Below are 19348 nucleotides of genomic sequence, written 5' to 3' on the forward strand. Positions count from 1 at the left end.
ATTTTTTAAAACTCATCCAATCAATCTAAAAATTTAACTATCAAGCTAAATCCTTGTTAATCAACAAGTTTTTATCTGCATCACCGCCGATGGATGTGCATTCTACAGTATTCTCATCCCAATACAAGCTTTTTATAAATTTTATTTTATCGTCTGATCTTTTTTAATACAGATATTTATTAAGTTTATGTTTTTTATATTGTTTTATTTTTACATTTTTGCACTGAATAATTGGGTATTATTTCAGTGCATCATGTATTTGTTCTGTTTTAGCGCTTTACAGCTACTTTTTCTCGTTGACGCACAACTTTTTCTACTTTTTCTCGTGCACGTTGACGTTTTAGGGGAGATAGGTAGTCTACAAAGAGTTTGCCATTTAAGTGATCCATTTCGTGTTGGATACATACGGCAAGTAAACCTTCTGCATCTATCTCTATTTTTTCACCCGACAAATTCAATGCTTCGATTTTGACACGTGACGGGCGTTCAACTTTGTCGTATATTTGTGGAACAGATAGACAACCTTCTTCATAAGGCTGTTTTTCTTCTGTTAATGGGGTAAGTTTGGGGTTAATAAAAACAAGAGGCTGATCTTTATTTTCAGAGATATCCATAACGATAAGCTGAATATGTTGATCAACCTGTGTTGCAGCTAGGCCAATGCCTGGAGCTTGATACATAGTTTCAAACATATCTGCAACGAGTTGACGAATTTCATCCGTGATTTCTTTCACAGGTTGTGCAATGGTGCGTAGACGTGGGTCTGGGAAACTTAAAATGGGTAATAAGGCCATAATGCCCTCCTCTACAGATTTCTTTCATTTACAGCTGATGAAGAACTAGGAACGATGCTTCATAGAAAAATGCTATATAAGTTCGTTATTATAGCGCAATTACAAATATCCATTTAGGAAATATGATAATGAAAAAGGTTTTATTGGGGAAAAACCATTTCTCGGGTTTAAGCGTAAAAAGGCACTTGGCTGCTTTAATGTTAGGGGTGAGTTTAAGTACTGCTTTTATTCATCTTTCACATGCTTCTCCCAATATTACGCCAACGGTATTAAGGGCAAATGCGCCGCATGTTTATGTAGTGCGTAAGGGCGATACCTTATGGGAAATTGCTGGAAAGTTTCTGAAAAATCCTTGGCGCTGGCCACAAATCTGGGCCAATAATCGCCATATTAAGAATCCACACTGGATTTATCCTGGTGATCGTCTTTTGCTTTGTTCATATCAAGGGCGTCCTTTGATTGGTAAAGATGAAGGCGATGGTTGTGAAGGGATTATTCGTCGTCATTTAGGTGCAGTGAATTTAAAACCTCAAGTTCGTGTTGAGTCGCCCAATGATGCGATTTCGGTTATACCATTAAAAAATATTGAAGTTTGGTTAAAACGCGCGACGATTTTGACACCTGATTCGCTGCAAAGTACACCTTATATTGTTGGTGCTGCTGACGAGCGATTACTCGCTGGGGCTGGCCAAACTATTTATGCGAAAGGGAATGGTTTAGTTGTTGGTCAGCGTTATGGTGTTTATCGTGAAACAACACCATATACATCTGTTGATGCCAATGGAAAAACCAATACCATTGCAATTGAGCTTTTAGAAGTTGCGCGTGGTGTTTCAACGAATCAAGATGGTCAGATTACCACACTAGAACTTGATAAGTCTTATGATAAAGAAGTTCGACGTGGTGATGTTGTCTTACCTGAACTTGAAGCTGATTTACCAAGTTATTTTTATACCAGTGCGCCAAATCAGGTTACAGCAGGTGGAAAAATTATTCGGGTACTTGATAACCTTGATTCTGCCACAAAGCACAGTGTTGTCACCATTGACCGTGGTCGCTTAGATGGGGCTCAATCGGGTCAGGTGTTTAATGTTTACCAACAAGGCAGCACCGTATCTGATGTAAAAACAGGTGAAAAAATTACGCTTCCAAAAGAGCAGGCAGGCACGATTATGATTTTACGTAGCTTTGATCATTTAAGTTATGCCTATGTTCTAGAAAGTGCTTTGCCAATTAAGATGGGTGCATCTATTGCTCCACCTACTGCATCTGAATAAGGGTTGGTTATGTTGAATCAACTATCAGTCGAACATTTATCTTGTATAAAACTCTGGTATTTGGTTCAACATTCAATCGTGGCTTATCGGAAACTTATTCAATATTTTGGGCATGCAGAAAATGCAACATCATCGCAAAATTTATTGCGATGGTCTGAGCTAAATATTCATAAAAATCATATTGATCGGGCAAAGAATTTTTCTTCTCCCCAAGAACAACACCTTTTTGCAACCATTATTGCTTCCATACAGCAGCATTGTGATTTTATTTGTACATCTCAGGATGAAAGCTATCCCTCTCAGTTACTGCCTTATGATGACCACCCTCCTATTTTATTTGGACAGGGAAATGTGTTTCATTTAAGTCAGCCTCAGGTTGCTATTGTTGGTAGTCGAAAAGCATCTTCGCATGGTTTACAGATTGCCTATGATTTTGCTTATTATCTGGCTGAAAAAGGATTTTATATTACCAGTGGTCTGGCATTGGGAATTGATGAAGCAGCGCATTCTGGTGGTTTGCAACATAGTAGAACCATTGCGGTGATGGGGACAGGCATAGACCAAACCTATCCGCCTTCACATGTGTCTTTGCGTCAAAAAATTTTGGCCCAAGGTGGCACTATTATTACGGAATTTCTACCTCAGACGCCGCCGCTTGCAAGGTATTTTCCCCGTAGAAACCGTATTGTCAGTGGTTTGAGTTTAGGGGTTATTGTGGCTGAAGCTGCATTAAAGAGTGGTTCAATTTCTACCGCACAATCTGCCGCAGCGCAAGGTAAAGTTATTTTTGCAATTCCTGGACATATTTATCAGGATCAAAACCGAGGTTGCCATCAATTGATTCGCGAAGGGGCGATTTTAATTGATCATCCTGAACAGGTCATTGAAGATTTGGCATTACCCACGCAATGGCAGATGCAACAACAGCAACCCTCTGCTGCCCCTGAACAACATGTGCCTGAGCATTTGGTTGCTATCTATCAGCAACTGGATTGGGTCGGCACCGATCTGGATCAACTTGCGGTTCGTTTAAAGCGCCCTGCACATCAGCTTTCTGCACATTTAATGGAGCTTGAACTCTTGGGCTTGTGTTTACAGCAAGCGGGGCGTTATAGTCGCTGTCACCCATCCATGTAAATCCATTCTCAGTAGTAAAAAGACATGATTACCTCATCGGTTGCTCAGGCAGCTCAACTTTTAAAACAAGGTCAGGTTTTAGCTTATCCAACTGAAGCCGTTTGGGGATTAGGTTGTGATCCGTTCAATGAAGATGCCTTTTCTCAAATTTTGGCCTTAAAGCAACGCCCGATTGAAAAAGGGGTGATTTTACTGGCCAGTTCAATTGCTCAAATAGAACAATTACTGAGCCCTTTAGATGCGGCGATGCAGCAACGTATTATTGAAAGTTGGCGTAACCGTAAAGAACAAGATCAGGGTATCACGTGGTTATTGCCTAGTCAGGCAAGTATTCCGCACTGGATTACAGGTCAGCATCCAAGTGTTGCAGTTCGGGTAACACAACATCCTTTATGTCAGGAACTCTGTAATCAGTTAGGACATTTTATTGTGTCAACCAGTGCAAATCCTGCTGGTTTGGAGCCTGCACGTAGCCGACAACAAGCTCAGGATTATTTTGCAAATCAAATCTCGTATTTAGAAGGTCATTTAGGTTCGAGTGCGCAGCCAAGTAAGATTATTGACGCACTGACAGGTAAGGTAATTCGCGAATAATGTAGACAAAAAAAAGCTCAGTCAAAAGAGGTTGCGACTGAGCGAAACTGAGTCCGAGGTATCATAAGTTTACAGCCAATTATGATAGCTTTTACGACCTTAGTCTTAGAAAGGCAGCCATTATGGATAAATTATTTTAAATTTAAAAATAGTTTTTACGTCTTAATAAAACTTAATAAAATAGCCAGAACACTATAAATTACAACCATTGTTAAAAATCAATATGTTACATAATTTCTATTAATTTAAAAATGTATTTATTTTACATTTTTCACCGAAAATATTTTTTCTTAAGGGGCTTATTCACATTTTATATCAAAAAAAGAACCTTTCTTTTTGGGAAAAGTTCTTCGATTTGGCGTCATTTTGAAAGTATAGAAAATTATTTACCCGACCAAACAGCTTTTTGTACATTGACAGAGTTTGGAATAATTTTCAGTTCAGAAAAACGATTTGCCAAAACCTGTTGGTACTGAACCACTTGTTGATTGAGTGGTGCAGCATTGGATGGTTTTGGACGGCGCTGTATAAATGCCAAACTTACATTGGGTTTTAAACCAATGCTGGTCGCAAATGCATCTGCTGTTGCCTTTTGGTGATATTGAACCCATTTATCTGCAAGATTGATTTGTTCAATCAATTCTTTGACTGCTTTGGGATTTTGTTTCGTAAACTGTGGTGAGGCCAAATAAAAAGTGTAGTTTGGACTTAAGCCATTTCCTGTGGTGAGCACACGGGCACGGTCTTCGAGTTGTGCTGAAGCATAGTAAGGATCCCAAATCGCCCATGCATCAACTGCACCCTTTTGAAAAGCTGCTCGTGCATCGGCTGGGGCTAACCAAATCGGTTGTATATCGCTCCAGTTCAGTCCAGCTTTTTTCACAGCCTGCACCAATAAATAATGCGAGCTAGAGCCTTTTTGTAAAGCAATACGTTTACCTTTTAAGTCTTTGATCTGACGAATATTTGAATGATTTGGAACCAATATGGCAGAGGCAAATGGCTTTGCAGCTTCATACGCAATGTAATAAAACGGTTTGTTGACTGCTTGAGCATAGACTGGTGGTGTATCACCTGTTACCCCAACATCAATCGCACCAACGGCCAAAGCTTCTAGAATTTGCGGCCCTGCTGGAAATTCATTCCAAGTAATTTTTGCATTTGGAAACTCTTTTTCAAGTAGCTTTTGTTGTTTGGCAATTGCGAAATTCACCGAACTTTTCTGGAACCCGATACGCAGTTGTTTAAGGTTCGGATCCACCGCCCATGCCGTATTAACTACGGCTATTGCCAAAATGCTAGTGACTGTGAGTTGTAAGCAACGAGAACCGATTTTTATTTTTAAATGTAATTGTTTTTGAAGCAGATTCAACCTATTAGAATTATTTGAATAGGTCTTATTTTAAACATGAGTCTGATCAGAAATAAATAATAAAAATTGATTTCAATGTATTCAGAAAAGATAATTTTATATGTTGAATCAATATAGTTATGCGAGAAAGAGATAATGGTCTAAAAGAAATAAGAAACCATCTGATGATGGCTTCTTGAATAGCGAATTTTTTAATAACGGCGGAAAATTTGCCAAATGGACACCAAAAGTAATCCACTAAAGAAGGCTAAAGACCACACAGGTAGCGATTGCCCTAGAAATGACCAGTTAATTTTGGCACATTCACCTGAACCTGTAAGCACTTGAGAAAGCACTTCTTTCCACGGTAATACATCAACCAAATAGTTTAAACCCGGCCCACAGCTTGGAACCTGATCGGGTGGAAGATGCTGAATCCAAACATGACGTGTAGCAACCCCTGCTGACCACAATATCCCTAGACCCGCCAGTGCCGCATAAATTCGTTTCATTACATTCGATGCTGGATTATGAATGAGGGCAATGAGTGCGAATAGCCCCATTGCCATCAAACCAACACGCTGAAAAATACACAAAGGACAAGGTTCTAAGCCTTTGTAATGTTCAAGATACAAAGCAAAAGACATACCGATAATACTGCACAGCAGTAAAATGGCATTCACAAGGCGATAACTCAATTGCAAGGTTCTACCCCTCTTTCGTTTAACGAAATTGTTTTAAATATTCCAGAAAATTCTGTTGTGTTTGTTGCTCTAACTGTTGTTGCGTCTGAATCGACTGCCGAGCCAGTTCGGTAAAATAATGCTGTTTTTCAACTGAAAGTCCATGTTGTTCAAAGTTTTTCGAATGCGCTTTTGCAAAATAGCTGCCCATATTCCATGTTCCACCCAAATTCAGCATATCCTCAATGACCCGTGCTGAAAGGGTTTCACTCTGGTCTTTAGCCCGAACAAACATCAAATCTAACGCTTCTGTATACAATGTTGTTTGATAACTGGCATCAAATAATGTCGCAATCGATTGCATTGCTTTTAACTGTTCATTGAGCCACTCTGCAATAGGATAATTTGCCTGAGCAATTTTAATTGTTGCATTTGGCGCACGTCCACGCTCTACAACTTCAGCCTGATTTTGCTCAATTTGTGTTTGTTCTTCATCCGTGATTTCTGGGCTGTCCTGTAATAAACAATACAGCGCCAAGATCTCTAAAAATGCAGCACTTTTTTCATCTATCCCAATTGGACTATATGGATTAACATCAACTGCACGTAATTCGACATAGGCAACGCCACGCTTTTGAAGTGCCTGTGACGGTGTTTCATTGCCTTGTGGCACTTGTTTTGGTCGAACCAAACTGTAGTATTCATTTTCAATTTGCAGCACATGGTCATTGATTTGAATTGGCTCGCCTTCGGCATCTTCCAAACCTAAACGAGTAAATTCAGGATATGGCGTTTTGACTGCGCGCTGTAAACCCTCTAAATAACCATGTAAATTGTTATAGTGAATGCCCAGTTGTTTCTGAGTCGAGTTTTGATAGCCGTGTTTCCCCATACGCAAAGCCGTTGCATATGGTAAATGTAACGTCCCACCTGTTAATGGCAATAAATGATGCTCTCGGCCAATCAAAAAGCTTCGACAGACCGCTGGGCTTGCACCTAACAGATACATCACCATTGGGGTTAAACGAATAAAATTGCGAATCATGCCAAAGTAACGATGGCTACGATAATCCTGCAAACTCAGTTGTTTAAGCTGTTCATCGCTTTCATGTTGTTGTAGTTCGACAAACAGATGGTCAGGGAAGGAAATATTATAATGCACCCCTGCGATGGTTTGCATACGACGTCCATAGCGCACCCCTAAACCATGTCGGTAGAGCGTTTTAAACAGACCAATATTGGATGAGCCATACTGCGCCAATGGAATCTGATCTTCGTCCTGATCGAGCATACACGGCATCGACATCGGCCATAATTTTTCACCTTCAGCCAAATGCTGGTTTACCACAGCGTGGATGTCAGTTAAATACGCCAGTGCCGACTGAATAGAGTCTTGTGGTGGTGTAATAAATTCGAGTAAAGCTTCTGAATAATCTGTCGTAATATGCGGATGTGTTAATGCTGAACCCAGTGTTTTTGGATGAGGTAATTGCGACAAATAGCCGTCTTGCTGCATGCGTAGACTTTCACGCTCAATCCCACGCAATGTTCCTTGTAAAAAGGATGCGTCTACCCAAGTTGGTACTACAAAAGATTGGGCATTGAGTTGACTCATACAGATATACTCACTTGAATTTTAAGGGTTAGATCTTATCCATTGTCTGCCCAAACTGATCAGACAAACGCATCTAGCTTACAACTTCCTGCCAGTTGCGCAAGATTGTAACCATAATTATTCAGGATAAAATATCTTAATTTTGTGCTTTTATAAAAATAATCGCTGAAAGATCACCACAATCCATGAAAATAGAAGCTCAAAATCCAGCTTTTTGATACCTTCAAAATTGCTCTGGATTCTTTCAGATCATTCCTACTTTAATTACCTTATTTTTCTACAAAATTACAACGCGATACTAATTATTGAATGATCTTTTTTTATTAGAAAATATAGAAAGAACCGACATCTTTTTTGTCAGGAGTTAATCATGAAAAAGCCTGTGCTTTGTATCGCTTTTGCTATGGCAATGACCCTTTCTGCCTGTAGTACGCTGCCCACTAAACCACGTACGTTCGACCAGCTTGGTCAATTTACCAGTTACCCCTTAAATACACACAGTTTCCGCATCGGCTTTAAAACCAATTTGGATATAAGTTATGGTACTGCTGAAGAAATCACTTTGGTTAAAGCCGCACAGACAACGGTTAAACAAGGTTTCCGTTACTTTAAAGTCCTGAATGACCCAAGTAACCAAACCCAACGCCCACCGCGTCAAGCCGTTGTTTACCCTGCACCTGCACCGATGTTCTATCCGTATGGTCCATATCGTCATGGTGGTTTCTGGAACGATCCTTTTTATAATATGCCACAGGTCGTCACTCTTGACCCAACTGAGGTGTCTTATACCATCGAGTGCTTTAAGGATCAGCAAAAAATACCTGCCGATGCTTTCGATGCAACCCTGATTTTGAAATCATTAGGTGCTAAATATGGCTTAACGCCTTTTGGTGATATTCTACTGCCTCAAGCACCGACCACAACTCAACCTAGGACGGCACAATGAGTTTAAACACTCAAACTGATTCCCCTAATTTACAACGCAGTAAACGCTTTGCCACCATTGCACTCATTATTGCGGTGATCATTTGGCTTGGTCTGATTATCTCTGCCAAATTTTTCCCGCATGACACGCAGCTCATTCATATTTTAATGTTAGGTGCGGAGGCAGGCGTGGTCGGTGGACTCGCCGATTGGTATGCGATCACCGTATTATTTCGCAATCCTTTTGGCAAAATGCCAATTCCACGTTTTTTACGTGACCACACCGAGATTATTCCGCGAAATAAAGCTCGTATTGCCGAATCTATGGGACGTTTTGTTCAAGAAAATTTTCTATCTCCACAGATTGTCCAAAAAAGCCTGCAACAAATCGATATCAGCATGAGTATTGGTCGTTGGTTAGCATCCTCGCAAAATAGTCAGCAAGTTACGTTAATGATGCAACAGACCTTACCCAAGGTTTTTGACTTTGTTGGCCAAGAGCAAATTGCCAGTTTTATTCAAAGTAACAGTGTGCAATGGGTACGCAATACGCAAATTAATACCCTCGCCAGTGAAATGTTACGTGCTGTTTTAGAAAATGATTTCCATCAGGACATGTTGCAGCATGGACTAGATGTCGCGCATGAATGGGTGTTGACGCACCCTGAGCAAATGCGTGAAGTGACTGAAAAATTATTTAAAGAACTTGGGGTTGGTAAACTTGCCAAAGGCTTTCACTGGATTGGGATCGATATGCAACAGCGTACCATCGACAGTCTGCTGGAAAAAGTTGAAGCCATGCTGGCCGATCCAGAACATCCGTGGCGACAACATGTAGAAACCTATGGGCACAACCTGATGCGGGCATTGGCTGATACCAACAGCTCCGCCAGTATCCGTCTCAATGCCACTAAAAATGCATTGCTTGAAAGCCCTCAAATGTTGAACTTTATTAGTGGTGCAGTAGTAATTTTATGCCAAGCTATTAAACAGGATTTACAAAAAACGCATTCTGGCATTGCGATGAATGTACGTGCTGCGATTGAATTATTGGGGCAAAACCTGATGGAAAATTCCGAAGTCCGTCAACTACTTAACCAGCGTTTAAGTAGTGCAGCAATTCAATTGAGCGATCAATATAGCGATAAAGTGATTCGCTTTATCAGTCAACGGATTCATGAATGGGACTCTACCGAAATGATTGCCAAAATTGAAAATGAAGTTGGCGGTGATTTACACATGATTCGAGTGAATGGTGTCGTGGTTGGGGCATGTATTGGACTTATTCTGGGTGTGATTCGAGCGAGCATAGAAGTTTTGTTGTAACGCATGATTTTAACAAGTAAAAAAATAAAAACTGTTGCAGTACGCTCCTGTAACGGTTACAGGAAAAACCCGACACCCATTGCAAAAAATACGCATTGTGCGCAAATCTGAACGTGTTATTTTAAATATTAATTTCTAAACAACCGATCATAGCAGAGTTGTCTCATGCTGAACTTCCCGTCCAAACTGCCACAACAAGGCATCACAATTTTTAGTCAAATGTCTGCTTTGGCACAACAACTGAATGCACTTAACCTGTCACAAGGGTTTCCTGATTTTCCAGCACCCACAGCGCTGATTGAACATTTGGCAGAAGCAACCCGAGCAGGATTTAACCAGTACGCAGCAGGTGATGGATGGTTGGCTCTCAGAGAACAAGTAGCACAACTGTTTCAGCAACGTGATGGGATTACACTCGACCCGATTCATGAAATAACCATTACCCCGGGGGCAACCATTGGACTTTATGCCTCTATTCAGGCGTTGATCCGTGCGGGTGATGAAGTCATTATTTTTGACCCAAGCTATGACAGTTATGCACCTGCGGTACAGCTTGCTGAAGGAAAATCAATACACATCCCTCTACTTGCACCTGATTTTAAAGTGGATTGGCAACGTGTTGCCGAACAGATTTCTGAACGTACACGCATGATTATCGTCAATACCCCACACAACCCGACAGGAACGATTTGGGGAAAACAGGATTGGCTCAATCTCATTGCACTCATTCAAGATAAAAATATTGTCGTCCTTTCAGACGAAGTCTATGAGCATCTTATTTTTGATGGTCAGCGCCACTACTCTGCCTTATCGTTTCCAGAATTACGTGACCGCAGCATTGTCGTTGGTTCGTTTGGGAAAACTTTCCATGTCACAGGCTGGAAAACTGGTTATTGTGCGGCCTCACCAATGCTGATGAAACTGTTCCGACAAGTGTACCAGTTTGCCAATTTTTGTGGTGTTACGCCATGTCAGGTGGCACTCACACATTATATGCAGCAGCACCCTGAACATATTCAGCAACTTTCCAACTTTTACCAAAGCAAACGCGACCAGTTCATCACGGGCTTACAACAGTCTGCGTTTCGCTTTACCCCCGCACAGGGAACCTACTTTCAAACAGTCGATTATCAGGATATTCGACCCGATTTAAACGATATCGAAATGTGCCAGTTTCTTGCCGAACAACATAAAATTGTTGCAATTCCAATTTCTGTGTTCTATCAGCAAACTCCTCAAAACCTACGCATGCTCCGCTTCTGTTTTGCAAAAACGGAACAGACCCTGACCCATGCCTGTGAAATTTTAGCGGACGTCTAACTTTTATTTACATCAATCACACTGGTGTAAATTTAAACAACCTGTAGAATACCGCCTCACTCTGATATTGGGTCATTTATGAAACAGCGTTTGGTTTTTTCTGAAGAACATTTATGGAAGACTTTTTTCGTATTTTTACTTCCTTTAGTGGCAACCAATATTTTGCAAAACCTGTCTGGAACCATTAATACTGTCTTTGTGGGACAGTTTCTTGGGGTCGATGCCATTGCCGCTGTTTCTGTTTTTTTCCCAATTTTATTTTGTCTGATGGCCTTTGTCATTGGTCTATCCGCAGGTACGACTATTTTGGTTGGGCAGGCTTGGGGCGCTCAAGATATCGAAAGAGTACAACAGGCGGTGGGAACAACACTCTTTATGACGTTCTTTGGTGGCTGCTGTATTGCTGCTTTTGGAATTGCATTTGCCCCGCATCTATTAGCACTGCTTGGAACAGATAGTAAAATTCTACATCTTGCCGTTCCTTATGTTCGCAGTATGCTTGCGGGTAGTCCATTACTGTTTGTTTATATCATCTATACCTCAGTACTTCGTGGTGTTGGTGACAGCATCACACCATTAATTGCACTGTCCATGACCAGCTTACTCGGCTTGGTAATTACTCCCGCCTTTATTGAAGGCTATTGGGGATTACCCAAACTGGGGATTGTGGCACCTGCAATTGCGGCAATTGTCGGAAATATCAGTGTTCTGATTTTTCTCACTATTTATCTCAACCTGAAAAAACATCCACTGCGCCCCAACCGACAGTTAATTGCCCATTTTCATTTTAAACCCGAACTCAGCAGAACGATTTTAAAATTAGGGATTCCAACAGGTATCCAAATGGTCACAACTTCACTTGCTGGCCTTGTGGTGGTCAGTCTGGTCAATCATTATGGCGCACATGCCACCGCCGCGTATGGCGCAGTCAATCAGGTATTAAACTATATTCAGTTTCCAGCCCTTTCAATTGCGATTGCGGCTTCAATCTTTGCAGCTCAGGCTATTGGTGCGGGGAAAGCAAATTTGCTTTCTAAAGTCATGCGTACCGCAATGGGGATGAATCTGGTCATTACAGGTAGTTTAATTGTGTTGGCCTATTTATTTTCACGACATTTAATGACTTTATTTATCACAGACCCTAATGTCATTATTTTAGGACAAAAATTATTATTTATTGTTTTATGGGCGATTTTATTTTTTGGTGCAAATGCCATTTTTGCCTCAATCATGCGCGCGAGTGGTACAGTTACTCTGCCAATGCTCATTAATATCGGTTCTATTTTATTGATTGAAGTCCCATGTGCTTGTTTATTCAGTCATTTGTGGGGACTAACAGGTATCTGGATGGCATATGCTTTGGCATTTGTCAGTTTATGTCTTTTACAGGGCAGTTATTATCATTTTATCTGGAAGAAAAAAACCATTCATCGCTTGGTTTAAAATAGGCACACGATATAATTTTCATTATTTTGTCATATCATGATCAAGATTTTGTCACAAATATTTTTTAAAATCGCTGCCTGTCGCAATCATTGAAATGATATTGTCATAATTAAGCTTTGTAATAACCAACATCACACCATTAAAAGCATTCAAACAGGATAGGAAATTTGTGAAAGAGGATTATATTTTAATTGTTGACGACGAATTACCGATTCGCGAAATGATCCATACTTCACTTGATATGGCAGGATTTCAATGTCTTCAGGCTGAAGATGCGAAACAAGCACATCAAATGATTGTCGATCAACGTCCTGCACTTATTTTACTGGACTGGATGCTGCCTGGTGGAACCAGTGGTGTAGATTTATGCCGACGTTTAAAACGCGATGAAAACCTCTCCGAAATTCCTGTCATCATGTTAACTGCACGTGGCGAAGAAGATCATAAGGTACAAGGGCTTGATGCTGGTGCCGATGATTATATGACCAAGCCTTTTTCAACACGTGAACTGGTTTCTCGTATTAAAGCTGTTTTACGACGCTCAAATGCCTTAAGTGGCGAAAAAACCATTGATGCAAACGGTTTAATGCTTGACCCTGTAAGCCAACGTGTTAGTTTCTCCGACACAATATTGGACATGGGGCCAACCGAATACCGTTTACTGGCATTCTTTATGACCCATCCAGAACGTGCTTATACACGCGCACAACTGCTTGATCAGGTCTGGGGCGGCAATGTTTATATTGAAGATCGTACTATTGATGTTCACATTCGTCGATTACGCAAAGTTCTGGAACCTTATGGTGTCGACCGTTTCGTACAAACGGTGCGAGGAACAGGCTACCGTTTTTCGACCCGTGCAGATGTCTGCTAGGATAAATTTGTTGTATGTATGAACCCTATCCAACCCCTGAACTGAGCCATGAACACAAAAACTATCGTTATAGCAGTTTATGGCACTATGCAAAACAGGATGTAAGACAGTTCCTTTTCTTTATCTTGGTTGCAGTTTTGGTTGGTGCTGGCATTGGCTATATTTGGGTATGCATCGCAATTGCCTGTTTTATTTTTTTTAGTCTACAACTTTATTCACTGTACCTCGTCAACGACTGGATTGCACACCGCCCCTACGATACCCCACCCAATTTAGAGGGAATATGGGGGGCGTTATTGTTTAATATCTATCGTTCACAACGTCAGGAACGTGTGGTGCAAGCAGAAATGGTCGGGCTGATTGACCGTGCCCAGTCCTCCTTGGTCGCACTTGCCGAAGCGGTTGTCTTAACCGATGAATTACAACAAATTGAATGGTGGAACCCTGCCGCAGCACGCTTACTGGGTATTCAGGAATTAGATCGTGGACGCAACATTCTCAGTATTTTGCGCCAACCTGCCTTTGTAGAATATTTTCATAATTTAGAACAACAACCTGATGGCATTAAATTAAAACTTTCCTTACAAGAAGAACGCTACGTCCAAGTCAAACTGACCCGTTTTGGCATGGAAAGTCGACTACTGGTTGCCTATGACGTGACCCGTGTACATAATTTAGAACAAATGCGAAAAGACTTTGTCGATAACATTTCTCATGAGTTACGCACACCACTGACCGTTCTGAGTGGTTATCTGGAAATGTTTACCGATCAGGATGATTTTAATCCTCGCTGGAAACGCCCTTTTGAACAAATGCAGGCACAAACCAAACGCATGAATGCTTTGGTCAACGACTTACTGCTGTTATCCCGTCTGGAAAATGATAAGACCATTGCCAAAAACCAGATTGTGGATATGCCAAGTTTAATGAATCAGCTATTTGATGATGCGCAAGCCTACAACGCAGACTATGGTCATATCCTGAATCTGGATATTGATAGCCACTGTGACCTCATTGGCTCGGATATTGAACTGGCAAGTGCCTTTGGTAATTTGATTACCAACGCCATTAAATATACGCCAAAAGAAGGTGGGGTCATTACTATTGGCTGGCATGATGACCATGACCACGGATATTTTACCGTTCAAGATAATGGAATAGGCATTGACCCGAATCATCTCCCACGTTTAACTGAACGCTTTTATCGGGTAGATACGGCACGTAGCCGCCAGACAGGGGGGACAGGCTTAGGGCTGGCAATCGTGAAGCATGTTTTGATGCAACACAATGCTCATTTGGAAATTGAATCTCGCCCAAATCAAGGCTCTTGTTTTAAAGCAGTTTTTCCGAAAGAACGACTCTATCAGGCTGACAATTAAATGTCTGATTGTACTTTACCTGATGGTAGAAACTAGAATTTCTCTTGATTTTTAACCATCAAACCCACTATTGTGTCGCCATGAAAAAATTGTCTATCTTTTTGGGTCTATGTGCGCTTGTTCTTGTCATATTTACCAACATCAAAATCCAGCAACCATCTCAAAATGAGATTGAACACTATCAGGCATTGCTATGCTTTATTGTACGCCAACCCAATCCTCCTCAGGATGATGCACATTTCATGCAAGAAATGGAAAAGTACCAGCAAGGCAGTATTTCTGATTATGCAGTACAACATCCCGACTTTCGTAAAGAACTTGCAAAAGAGTGGATTGACCGTTACAACAGTTTGAGCCCTGAGCAAAAGCAGCACGCGAGACAAGACTACAAACCTTGTATTGATGCCTTAAAGAAAACCAAAACTTCATAATGGTTAAAACATATCTGCCACAGTCATAAAAAGCCATTCTGGTCGGTGTATTGCTAGAACGGCTTCCACTTCTACTCTCTCGACATCTCATATTTGAGTTGCATTGTTCGTAAAACAATTGAAAGACATACTCGACCCAAATAACATCCCGCGAAAGTGCCCATACGCAAACGTATGTCTTTCACCGCAAATCATATGCAACCAATCCTTTATCGTGCTGCAAAGATTAAGGCGAATAAAAAAACATCAATTTTTTTATTTACAATCAAATTAAATCAATTATTATATATAAATATATTTTATTAATTTAATAAACATATCACTACAAATCAATGATGAAACATGACTTAATTCACAATTTTTAAATAATCAGAAACAAATTACATATAATTTTTATCTATATCGACGTTTCATCAATATCTATAATCCTTCTATAAAATACAAAAAGGTGATTTTATGAAAAAAGTAATATTTTTAGGTGCACTCTCTCTTATTTGTGCCGCTACTGTAAACGCAGCACAACCACGAGAAATTTCCTCAGATAAAGTTGCTCAAGCCGAATTTAAAAAGATGACTTTAAATAAAAATTTACCTGCGTGGGTAAAACAAGGCGGAACAACTTCTGAAACCAAGTCAGTCACAATTGCAGGTAAGCAATATCTGGTTTTCAGTTCATGCAAACCACATGATTGTGCAAGTGAACAGATTGCAACATTGTATTCACCGACAACGAAGGCAATGTCGTCCGTCTATTCTGTCGTCAACGACAAAACAGCGACGCAACAATTAAAATGGATGACAAACCAACCTGAAATTTCTATTGCAGGGAAAACCGTTTTATTGGCGGCATTGACAGGTGCTTTAGAGAACTATCCACAAAAATTTAATTTCTAACCCATCTTTCAAATGGTTTTAGGGTTTGTTGGCTTTTCACGAATGTCTGCTGAAATGCTGACAAACCCACATAAAAAAACAGCTCACTTGAACTGTTTTTTTATTGATTGCTAAAAATGAATCACTTCATGGAAGGTCATTTTCCTCGCAACAGAAAAACTAACCTATCACGCCTAAACGCTCACCCATGTTCACCACAGATTCAGCTTTAAATTGTGCATCCCAATGCATGGCATTCGGTTCAAATAAAACGATAGCAGTTGAACCTAAATAAAAACGACCAAGTTCATCACCTTTCGCCAAAGCCAACTGGTGCTTTTGAAGTTCTAAACGTCCTGTAGGCTTCACTTTGCCTGTCGCGACTGTTTCAATCCCCGCCACAATCATTGCACCGACCAACACCACCGCCATACGACCAATTTCGGTGTCGAATAAACACACCATACGTTCATTTCGTGCAAATAAACTTGGTACGTTTTCTGCGGTAACCTGATTTACCGAAAACAGCTCGCCCGGTACATAAAGTGTTTCCGTAAGCGTTCCTGCAAATGGCATATGCACACGGTGATAATCTTTTGGAGACAGATAAACCGTTGCAAACTGTCCATTACGAAATGGTTCTGCAAGTTGAGGGTCAGCAACCAACTGCTCTACAGAAAAATGCTGTCCTTTGGCTTGAAAAACCTCACCTTCTACAATGTTTCCGATCTGTGAAATCATACCATCTGCAGGACTCACAATACTGTGCACATTGGCATCGACTTCACGGACGCCTTGCTGCAAACCACGCGTAAAGAACTCATTAAACGATTTATACGCCAACGCATTTTTTTGTTGAGCAATCGATAAATCAATTTGATATTTCGATTTAAATGCCTGAATTGCAATATTTTTAACAATTGGATTTTCACTTGCAGCAACCTTACCCACAACACGGCTAAGTTGATGTTGCGGCACAATACGCTGAGCCTGTAAAAAAAGCTGTTTCTTTAATTGATCTGTGAGGCTCAAAATGGATTCTCTCCCGTAACAATTGGACTGTCGGGGCGATTTCCCCACTCACTCCACGCGCCATCATATGCTCGAATCTGCCAGTTCAATAAACGCCCTACAATATAAGCCAAACCTGAACGGTGATGTGACTGGCAATACACCACAACAGGTTGTTCCAAATCAAAACCTATCTGGTGTAATCGTTGCTGTATGCGCTCGAAGTCGTGTAATTTTAAATGATTTTGCCGATTTAGGGCAGTACTCCATTCATAATGCAATGCACCAGGAATATGTCCACCACGGCGAGCCGCCAGTCGGAGTCCTGTATATTCATCTAGCGTTCGGCAATCCCAAAGCTGTACAGAACCTGCTTGTACCTCGGCACATAAATCTTGATATTCCACCCGAACAGCCTTTGCATGTAGGGTATCCACTTGCAATAGCGGTGAAGAAGAAATGGGTTGAGGGATTTCTATCGAAGTCGGGTATTTCGCTGCAATCCACGCATGAATACCACCATTTAATAAACTGGTTCGATAAAAACCAAGGCAGTGTAAATTCCAAATGAAACGCCCTGCCCAACCACCACCTTCATCGTCATAAACCACGACATGTTGTTCAGGTGTGAGTTGAAGTGTTTCAATCAGTTGTTGTAATTGCTGTTCATCAGGCAATAACCCTGATGTCAGCCCTTGCTGTCTGACCAGTTGTTGTGGTTTGACATGAATGGCATGCGGAATATGCAACTGCTCATAAACCGAAGCTCGACTTAAATCGATGATCTTTAGATGTGGATTGCCCAAATGTGGCACAAGCTCTTCAGCTTCGATCAATAAGCCAAAGTTAAATTCAGATATAGCCATAGAGTTTTTGAAATCTCAATTCTGCCAAGTTTGATCTTAGCATAGCCAATTTATTCACTATTCTGATTTTTTGTACTACTCATCACAAAATTTCAGATTTAAGCGTTTCTATTGATGTACAAGTTTTATGCCTATCCTAAGCCCGTTCTAACCCGACCTGTTCAGGCTCGTCAATGTCAAACACCTGACGCAAATAAGCCAAAAAGGTATTGTTATCGGTCATGGTTTTGCCTGGACTATCTGAAATTTTTGCCACAGACTGACCATTGCATTCCACCAGTTTGAGTACAATATTTAAAGGTTTTAAGCCCATATCATTGGTCAGATTCGTCCCAATCCCGAAGCTGACTTTAAAACGGTCTTTAAAGTATTGATGTAAATCCCATGCACGGTTTAAATCTAACCCATCACTAAAAGTGAGCATTTTGGTTTTACTGTCAATTTTTAACTTTTGATAATGTGCGTAGGCTTTATCGCCCCATTCATACGGATCACCACTGTCATGACGCAAACCGTCGAATAATTTGGCAAAATACAAATCGAAGTCACGCAAGAACGCATCCATTCCGACCACATCGGTCAATGCGATGCCCAAATCTCCACGGTACTCTTGTACCCACGCCTCTAAAGCCGCTTTCTGGAAATTGCGTAACCGTACATCCAGTGCCTGAAATGCCTGTAAAAATTCATGCGCCATTGTCCCAATTGGAGTAATCCCCATTTCCTTGGCCAACATGACATTACTGGTTCCACGGAAAATATTCGGTGCAGTACGATGAAATTCTTCAACAATATGTTGATGCCATGCCAAACTATAGCGACGGCGTGTGCCAAAGTCTGACACTAAAAATGGATTATTTTGTGGTTGCTGCTGCTGTCCTAATTGTTTTAACAACGCCAGTTTGGCTTGTAAACGACGTTCGCCTTCGGCAAGCACAGCGTCTGAATGAATCCGTTTAAAATACAACTCATTGACGATAGACAACACAAAAATTTCAAACATTAATGCCTGAACCATTGGCCCTTCGATATGAATATCTAAACGTCCTTGGCGATCAATACTGGCATGAATAAAGCGGCGTTTCAGTTGGAATAATTCTAGATAATCAACAAAATCACTTTTAATAAAGCGCAAATTACGCAAGTAAAGTAATTCATCGTCCTGAAAGCGTAAATTACAAAGATGGTCTAATTGTTCATTTAAGTCGTCTAAAATATCGCTCAGTGGATAAACAGTATCTTCGAGGTTACGACAACGAAATTGGTAGACACTGTGCGTCTGAGGAAATTTGTGTAACACCACCTGTAACATGGTGAATTTATATAAATCCGTATCGAGTAGAGATCGTATTATTGGTTCCATATTGAATATAGATCTTTCTTAACTCAGGGCATTAAACCATATTTTTAGATTGAAACACCCTAGATTTCGTAAATTCCCTCTAAA

At 40.7% G+C, this 19348-nt stretch carries 18 protein-coding genes; 11 read left to right on the forward strand and 7 right to left on the reverse strand.

Annotated features, from left to right (window positions below; all coding sequences use genetic code 11):
- Positions 1-269 precede the first annotated feature (269 nt).
- Positions 270-794 carry a peptide deformylase gene (def, locus tag ABDV70_RS11285; protein WP_343597825.1) on the reverse strand — a complete coding sequence of 175 codons (525 nt, stop codon included), beginning with the start codon at positions 792-794 and terminating at the stop codon, positions 270-272.
- Between the two features lie 128 nt (positions 795-922).
- Between def and ABDV70_RS11290 the strand changes: the two genes are divergently transcribed.
- The 3 genes from ABDV70_RS11290 to ABDV70_RS11300 are packed head-to-tail and all read left to right on the forward strand — an operon-like array spanning position 923 to position 3802.
- Entirely contained in the window at positions 923-2071 is a 1149-nt protein-coding gene (locus tag ABDV70_RS11290; RefSeq protein WP_343597827.1) for a LysM peptidoglycan-binding domain-containing protein, read from the forward strand.
- 9 nt (positions 2072-2080) lie between these two features.
- Entirely contained in the window at positions 2081-3208 is a 1128-nt protein-coding gene (gene dprA / locus ABDV70_RS11295; protein WP_343597828.1) for a DNA-processing protein DprA, read from the forward strand.
- Positions 3209-3232: 24 nt separating this feature from the next.
- Positions 3233-3802 (forward strand): Sua5/YciO/YrdC/YwlC family protein, encoded by a 570-nt coding sequence (locus ABDV70_RS11300; RefSeq protein WP_343597829.1) that lies wholly within the window; start codon positions 3233-3235, stop codon positions 3800-3802.
- A 382-nt stretch (positions 3803-4184) separates the two neighbouring features.
- On the opposite strand, the gene ABDV70_RS11305 is transcribed toward ABDV70_RS11300, so the two are convergent.
- The 3 genes from ABDV70_RS11305 to gshA all read right to left on the reverse strand — a co-directional run bounded on the left by ABDV70_RS11305 (position 4185) and on the right by gshA (position 7451).
- Entirely contained in the window at positions 4185-5168 is a 984-nt protein-coding gene (locus ABDV70_RS11305; protein ID WP_343597890.1) for an aliphatic sulfonate ABC transporter substrate-binding protein, read from the reverse strand.
- Between the two features lie 197 nt (positions 5169-5365).
- Positions 5366-5857, reverse strand: coding sequence for a disulfide bond formation protein B (locus ABDV70_RS11310; RefSeq protein WP_343597830.1), 492 nt, complete (start codon positions 5855-5857; stop codon positions 5366-5368).
- A 19-nt stretch (positions 5858-5876) separates the two neighbouring features.
- Complete coding sequence (gshA, locus tag ABDV70_RS11315) at positions 5877-7451, reverse strand: glutamate--cysteine ligase (protein WP_343597831.1); 1575 nt, start codon at positions 7449-7451, stop codon at positions 5877-5879.
- 370 nt (positions 7452-7821) lie between these two features.
- Here gshA and ABDV70_RS11320 point away from each other — a divergent pair, with 370 nt between their 5' ends.
- From ABDV70_RS11320 to ABDV70_RS11355, 8 genes are all read left to right on the forward strand, one after another.
- Positions 7822-8397 carry a hypothetical protein gene (locus ABDV70_RS11320; RefSeq protein WP_343597832.1) on the forward strand — a complete coding sequence of 192 codons (576 nt, stop codon included), beginning with the start codon at positions 7822-7824 and terminating at the stop codon, positions 8395-8397.
- Complete coding sequence (locus tag ABDV70_RS11325; RefSeq protein WP_343597833.1) at positions 8394-9701, forward strand: DUF445 domain-containing protein; 1308 nt, start codon at positions 8394-8396, stop codon at positions 9699-9701. The genes ABDV70_RS11320 and ABDV70_RS11325 overlap by 4 nt, the downstream gene beginning before the upstream one ends.
- A 165-nt stretch (positions 9702-9866) precedes the next feature.
- Complete coding sequence (locus ABDV70_RS11330; RefSeq protein ID WP_343597834.1) at positions 9867-11021, forward strand: methionine aminotransferase; 1155 nt, start codon at positions 9867-9869, stop codon at positions 11019-11021.
- Positions 11022-11099: 78 nt separating this feature from the next.
- Positions 11100-12464 (forward strand): MATE family efflux transporter, encoded by a 1365-nt coding sequence (locus ABDV70_RS11335; protein ID WP_343597835.1) that lies wholly within the window; start codon positions 11100-11102, stop codon positions 12462-12464.
- Positions 12465-12636: 172 nt separating this feature from the next.
- Positions 12637-13341: a phosphate regulon transcriptional regulator PhoB gene (phoB, locus tag ABDV70_RS11340; RefSeq protein WP_343597837.1), complete on the forward strand. Its 705-nt coding sequence runs from the start codon at positions 12637-12639 to the stop codon at positions 13339-13341.
- Positions 13342-13355: 14 nt separating this feature from the next.
- The gene (gene phoR, locus ABDV70_RS11345) at positions 13356-14720 is read left to right on the forward strand and encodes a phosphate regulon sensor histidine kinase PhoR (RefSeq protein ID WP_343597838.1); all 1365 of its coding nucleotides are present in this window, start codon (positions 13356-13358) and stop codon (positions 14718-14720) included.
- Positions 14721-14800: 80 nt separating this feature from the next.
- Positions 14801-15151: a hypothetical protein gene (locus ABDV70_RS11350; RefSeq protein WP_343597839.1), complete on the forward strand. Its 351-nt coding sequence runs from the start codon at positions 14801-14803 to the stop codon at positions 15149-15151.
- A 456-nt stretch (positions 15152-15607) separates the two neighbouring features.
- Positions 15608-16045: an Ivy family c-type lysozyme inhibitor gene (locus ABDV70_RS11355; RefSeq protein ID WP_343597840.1), complete on the forward strand. Its 438-nt coding sequence runs from the start codon at positions 15608-15610 to the stop codon at positions 16043-16045.
- A gap of 159 nt (positions 16046-16204) precedes the next feature.
- Here ABDV70_RS11355 and asd read toward each other — a convergent pair whose 3' ends face one another.
- From asd to pncB, 3 genes are all read right to left on the reverse strand, one after another.
- Positions 16205-17056 (reverse strand): archaetidylserine decarboxylase, encoded by an 852-nt coding sequence (gene asd / locus ABDV70_RS11360; RefSeq protein ID WP_343597842.1) that lies wholly within the window; start codon positions 17054-17056, stop codon positions 16205-16207.
- Positions 17053-17901, reverse strand: a complete 849-nt coding sequence (locus tag ABDV70_RS11365; RefSeq protein ID WP_343597844.1) for a rhodanese-like domain-containing protein — start codon at positions 17899-17901, stop codon at positions 17053-17055. Before ABDV70_RS11365 ends, asd begins: the two co-directional genes overlap by 4 nt.
- A 136-nt stretch (positions 17902-18037) precedes the next feature.
- Positions 18038-19264 carry a nicotinate phosphoribosyltransferase gene (pncB, locus tag ABDV70_RS11370; protein ID WP_343597846.1) on the reverse strand — a complete coding sequence of 409 codons (1227 nt, stop codon included), beginning with the start codon at positions 19262-19264 and terminating at the stop codon, positions 18038-18040.
- Positions 19265-19348: the final 84 nt, after the last annotated feature.

Origin of the sequence: Acinetobacter sp., from assembly GCF_039596015.1 — a bacterium.
GTDB lineage: Bacteria > Pseudomonadota > Gammaproteobacteria > Pseudomonadales > Moraxellaceae > Acinetobacter.

Bases quoted from the DNA above. Each gene is read 5' to 3' on its own strand.
- def (WP_343597825.1), bottom strand. From the start codon at position 794: ATGGCCTTATTACCCATTTTAAGTTTCCCAGACCCACGTCTACGCACC.
- gshA (WP_343597831.1), bottom strand. From the start codon at position 7,451: ATGAGTCAACTCAATGCCCAATCTTTTGTAGTACCAACTTGGGTAGAC.
- ABDV70_RS11330 (WP_343597834.1), top strand. From the start codon at position 9,867: ATGCTGAACTTCCCGTCCAAACTGCCACAACAAGGCATCACAATTTTT.
- ABDV70_RS11335 (WP_343597835.1), top strand. From the start codon at position 11,100: ATGAAACAGCGTTTGGTTTTTTCTGAAGAACATTTATGGAAGACTTTT.
- ABDV70_RS11300 (WP_343597829.1), top strand. From the start codon at position 3,233: ATGATTACCTCATCGGTTGCTCAGGCAGCTCAACTTTTAAAACAAGGT.
- ABDV70_RS11290 (WP_343597827.1), top strand. From the start codon at position 923: ATGAAAAAGGTTTTATTGGGGAAAAACCATTTCTCGGGTTTAAGCGTA.
- ABDV70_RS11355 (WP_343597840.1), top strand. From the start codon at position 15,608: ATGAAAAAAGTAATATTTTTAGGTGCACTCTCTCTTATTTGTGCCGCT.
- dprA (WP_343597828.1), top strand. From the start codon at position 2,081: ATGTTGAATCAACTATCAGTCGAACATTTATCTTGTATAAAACTCTGG.
- pncB (WP_343597846.1), bottom strand. From the start codon at position 19,264: ATGGAACCAATAATACGATCTCTACTCGATACGGATTTATATAAATTC.
- ABDV70_RS11365 (WP_343597844.1), bottom strand. From the start codon at position 17,901: ATGGCTATATCTGAATTTAACTTTGGCTTATTGATCGAAGCTGAAGAG.
- ABDV70_RS11325 (WP_343597833.1), top strand. From the start codon at position 8,394: ATGAGTTTAAACACTCAAACTGATTCCCCTAATTTACAACGCAGTAAA.
- ABDV70_RS11350 (WP_343597839.1), top strand. From the start codon at position 14,801: ATGAAAAAATTGTCTATCTTTTTGGGTCTATGTGCGCTTGTTCTTGTC.
- phoR (WP_343597838.1), top strand. From the start codon at position 13,356: ATGTATGAACCCTATCCAACCCCTGAACTGAGCCATGAACACAAAAAC.
- ABDV70_RS11320 (WP_343597832.1), top strand. From the start codon at position 7,822: ATGAAAAAGCCTGTGCTTTGTATCGCTTTTGCTATGGCAATGACCCTT.